Source organism: Erwinia sp. (genome assembly GCF_031978025.1).
Classification (GTDB): domain Bacteria; phylum Pseudomonadota; class Gammaproteobacteria; order Enterobacterales; family Enterobacteriaceae; genus Erwinia.
Genome location: NZ_DALZCD010000329.1, coordinates 1 through 4,236 on the forward strand (window position 1 = coordinate 1; position 4,236 = coordinate 4,236).

5 protein-coding genes are annotated in these 4,236 nt (G+C 57.1%); 3 read left to right on the plus strand and 2 right to left on the minus strand.

Translation table 11 applies throughout. The features are described from left to right. Together lptG and lptF are read right to left on the minus strand one after the other, a co-directional pair. A partial coding sequence (lptG, locus tag RTK32_RS19480) for an LPS export ABC transporter permease LptG (protein ID WP_312046875.1) occupies positions 1 to 779 on the minus strand: 779 nt, incomplete at its 3' end. Then, positions 779 to 1,879, minus strand: a complete 1,101-nt coding sequence (gene lptF, locus RTK32_RS19485) for an LPS export ABC transporter permease LptF (RefSeq protein ID WP_312046876.1) — start codon at positions 1,877 to 1,879, stop codon at positions 779 to 781. The genes lptG and lptF, both read right to left, overlap by 1 nt. 290 nt (positions 1,880 to 2,169) lie before the next feature. Between lptF and pepA the strand changes: the two genes are divergently transcribed. The 3 genes from pepA to RTK32_RS21365 all read left to right on the plus strand — a co-directional run. Beyond that, positions 2,170 to 3,678, plus strand: a complete 1,509-nt coding sequence (gene pepA, locus RTK32_RS19490; protein ID WP_253458004.1) for a leucyl aminopeptidase — start codon at positions 2,170 to 2,172, stop codon at positions 3,676 to 3,678. A gap of 3 nt (positions 3,679 to 3,681) precedes the next feature. After that, a complete protein-coding gene (locus RTK32_RS19495) occupies positions 3,682 to 4,140 on the plus strand; it encodes a DNA polymerase III subunit chi (RefSeq protein WP_312046879.1) in 459 nt (152 codons plus the stop codon). A 5-nt stretch (positions 4,141 to 4,145) separates the two neighbouring features. Beyond that, positions 4,146 to 4,236: hypothetical protein (locus RTK32_RS21365; RefSeq protein WP_409451116.1), on the plus strand; the 91-nt coding region annotated here is incomplete at its 3' end.

Below are 4,236 nucleotides of genomic sequence, written 5' to 3' on the forward strand. Positions count from 1 at the left end.
TTAAGATATTTGGTGTAGTTATACAGGCCGCTGATCGATAACGCGTCCGGATCCAGCGCCACTACGCCCAGCTTGTCCGGCGTCAGCGAGGTTTTCCATTCGCCGGTCAGCGTCTGGCTGCCCGTCACCTGCTGCGGATTGGTGAGATCAGATTCGTCCACTTCCGACAAATCCCACTCTTTTTTCTCTTTATTATATTTAGCAGAAGCAGCGTAGCGCACCGACTGCAGGCGGCGCTCTTTGGTAAAGTTATAAATGCTGATACCGCTCAGCTCGCTGTTGTCCTTCAGGCTTTCGATAAAGATAAAGTTATCACCATCTTTCGCCCACAGTCCGTTCTGGGTGGAAAGCAGCGAACCGCCCACCAGCTGCTGCGCGCGATAGTTACGCGCCATCTGCTCACCCTGTGGCGCCACAAACTCGCCAATAGCCATGGTCAGCAATACCAGCGGGATCGCCGTTTTCATCACCGAAGCGGCAATCTGCATGCGGGTAAAGCCGGAGGCCTGCATCACCACCAGCTCGCTGCGCTGCGCCAGCGTGCCCAGGCCCAGCAAGGCCCCCAGCAATGCCGCCATCGGGAAGAAGATTTCAATATCCTTTGGCACGCTGAGGAGGGTGTAGAGCCCTGCGCCTAAAACGGTATAGTCACCCTGCCCCGTTTTCCGTAGCTGATCGACAAACTTGATGATGCCGGAGAGCGACACCAGCATAAACAGCGTCGCCATAATGGTATTGAAAATCGTTTTACCGATATATCTGTCGAGAACGCCAAACATCAGACCAATCCTCCCCGGGTGAAACGGGCGCGCAGGCGGCGCATCGGCACCGTATCCCACAGGTTAAGGACAATCGCCAGCGCCAGATAAGAGAGGTTTACTACCCACATCCAGATAGCCGGGTCGAGGCGCCCTTTTGAACCGCTGGAGCGCAGCGAGCTTTGCAGCAGGAAGAAGACCAGATAAAGCAGCATCGCAGGAAGCATAGAGAGCACGCGCCCCTGGCGCGGATTCACCACGCTGAGCGGCACCACCATCAGCGCCATTACCAGCACCGAGAACACCAGCGTAAAGCGCCAGTGCAGTTCGCTGCGGAACTCCGGCCGATCGGAATGGTGCAGCGCGCTGAAGTTCATCTGCTCGGCATCGTTAGGATCCAGCAGCACTTCCTGGTGCCCAACGATGGCCTGGTAGTTCTGGAAATCGGTGATGCGGAAATCGCGCAGCAGCGCCGTGCCCTCAAAGCGAGTGCCTTTATCCAGCGTCACCACCTGCGAACCGTCGGCACGCTGCGTCATATGACCTTTATCGGCCATGACCACGGAAGGACGAGCATTGCCTTTAGGCCGTAGCTGCGCCAGGAAAACGTTGCCGAAGTTGTTCCCCTTAACGTTTTCGATAAACAGCACTGACTGGCCGTCGCCCGACTGCTGGAACTGTCCGGCGGCCAGCGCGGCCGCGCCCGGGTTAGCCTTGGCGTTCTTTGTCACCTCGTTTTGATAACGCGCCGACCATGGCCCAAGCCAGGCGACGTTCGCCGCAGCGACTACCGCCGTGAACACCATCAGCACCATGGCTGCTTTCACCAGGACGGCCTTGCTCAGGCCGCAGGCATGCATCACGGTGATTTCACTCTCGGTGTACAGGCGGCCAAGCGTCATCAAAATGGCCAAAAAGAGGCTTAACGGCAGAATGAGCTGCGCCATCTCTGAAACGCCAAGACCTAACAGGGTCAGAACTAAATTTGTGGGAATTTCGCCATCCGCCGCGGCTCCCAGGATCCTGACTAACTTCTGACAAAAGAAGATCAGTAGCAGAATAAAGAGGATAGCCAGCTGGCTTTTGAGCGTCTCTCTTACCAGATATCTAATGATAATCACGCTGAATACGCCTGTGAAAACTTGTCTTTTTGCAGGAAAATCGATAGTTTCATCGCTTATACGCCATTTTTTCTCATCAATGGCCTCGGTCGTAGCTAAACTAGTATGACAATAATCGTGTTCCGGTGATGCAAAAAAAAACGTTTACCCGATTATTCCTAAGGGGCATCACCCGAACAAAATCTGACGCCCGTAACGCTACACGGCGCGTTGCCCCGGCCTGATGCGGTTAACAAGCGCTATATTCTAGCCGCAGCAAGCGCCGTTGTCTTTAAGATTCAGGAGAGTGCATGGAGTTCAGTGTAAAAAGCGGTAGCCCGGAAAAGCAGCGCAGTGCCTGCATTGTTGTAGGCGTGTTTGAGCCGCGCAGGCTGTCACCCATTGCTGAACAGCTGGATAAAATCAGCGACGGCTACATCAGCGCCCTGCTGCGTCGGGGCGAGCTGGAAGGAAAAGTTGGCCAGACGCTGCTGCTGCATCATGTGCCGAATATCCTCTCCGAGCGCATTTTATTGATCGGCTGCGGCAAAGAGCGTGAACTGGACGAACGCCAGTACAAACAGGTGATCCAGAAGACAATCAATACCCTGAACGATACCGGCTCGATGGAAGCGGTCTGCTTCCTCACCGAGCTGCACGTGAAGGGCCGCAACACTTACTGGAAAGTGCGCCAGGCGGTGGAAACCTCAAAAGAGACGCTTTACAGCTTCGATCAGCTGAAGAGCAATAAAGTTGAACCGCGTCGTCCACTGCGCAAAATGGTCTTTAACGTGCCGACCCGCCGTGAACTGACCAGCGGCGAACGCGCTATTCAGCACGGCCTGGCCGTAGCGGCTGGCGTAAAAGCCGCCAAGGATCTCGGCAATATGCCGCCAAACATTTGCAACGCGGCTTATCTGGCCTCGCAGGCTCGTCAGCTGGCGGATGGCTGGAGCAATGTCACTACGCGTGTGATTGGCGAACAGCAAATGAAAGAGCTGGGCATGAATGCCTATCTCGCCGTCGGCGCCGGTTCGCAGAACGAATCGCTGATGTCGGTCATCGAATACAAAGGCAATCCCGATGCGGACAGCCGCCCTATCGTGCTGGTAGGCAAAGGGGTAACCTTTGACTCAGGCGGCATCTCGATCAAACCTGGGGAAGCCATGGACGAGATGAAATATGACATGTGCGGCGCGGCTTCTGTTTACGGCGTGATGCGCATGGTTGCCGAGCTGAAGCTGCCGCTGAACGTGGTCGGCGTGCTGGCGGGCTGTGAAAATATGCCTGGCGGCCGTGCCTATCGTCCTGGCGACGTGCTGACCACCATGTCCGGCCAGACCGTGGAAGTGCTGAACACCGATGCGGAAGGCCGTCTGGTGCTGTGCGATGCCCTGACCTACGTTGAACGTTTTGATCCTGACGTGGTGATTGACGTAGCAACGCTGACCGGTGCCTGCGTCATTGCGCTGGGCCATCACGTCAGCGGCCTGCTGTCGAACCACAATCCGCTGGCACACGAACTGATCGGCGCGTCCGAACAGGCGGGTGACCGCGCGTGGCGTCTGCCGATGGCTGACGAATATCAGGAGCAGCTGGATTCTAACTTCGCCGATATGGCTAACATCGGTGGCCGTCCCGGCGGCGCGATCACCGCAGCCTGCTTCCTGGCGCGCTTTACGCGTAAATACAACTGGGCACATCTGGACATCGCCGGTACGGCGTGGCGCTCCGGCAAGGCCAAAGGCGCTACTGGCCGCCCGGTCGCCCTGCTGTCGCAGTTCCTGCTGAACCGCGCCGGTCTGAACGGCGACGACTAAATCATGAAAAACGCCACCTTCTATCTGCTGGAAAGCGATACGCCGGTTGACGGACTCAGCGCGCTGGAAGCGCTGGTCTGCGACCTGGCGGAAACGCGCTGGCGCGAGGGAAAGCGAGTGCTGGTCGCCTGCGAAAATGAAGCGCAGGCGATCCGTCTGGATGAAGCGCTGTGGCGTCGTCCGGCCAGCGCCTTTGTGCCGCACAATCTGGCGGGCGAAGGGCCGAAATACGGCGCGCCGGTCGAACTGGCCTGGCCGCAGCGCCGCGGTAACGCGCCGAGAGATCTGCTGATCAGCCTGCTGCCGCAGTTCGCAGATTTTGCCACCGCTTTCCAGGAAGTGATAGACTTCGTGCCTTACGAAGAAGCATTGAAACAGCTGGCGCGCGATCGCTATAAAACCTATCGCAGCGTCGGATTCCACTTGAATACGGCCACGCCGCCCGTGCCCCCAACGACATAGCAGAAATGGAAAAGACATATAACCCGCAAGATATCGAACAGCCGCTCTACGAGCACTGGGAACAGCAGGGCTACTTTAAGCCAAACGGCGATACCA

Bases quoted from the DNA above. Each gene is read 5' to 3' on its own strand.
- pepA (WP_253458004.1), top strand. From the start codon at position 2,170: ATGGAGTTCAGTGTAAAAAGCGGTAGCCCGGAAAAGCAGCGCAGTGCC.
- RTK32_RS19495 (WP_312046879.1), top strand. From the start codon at position 3,682: ATGAAAAACGCCACCTTCTATCTGCTGGAAAGCGATACGCCGGTTGAC.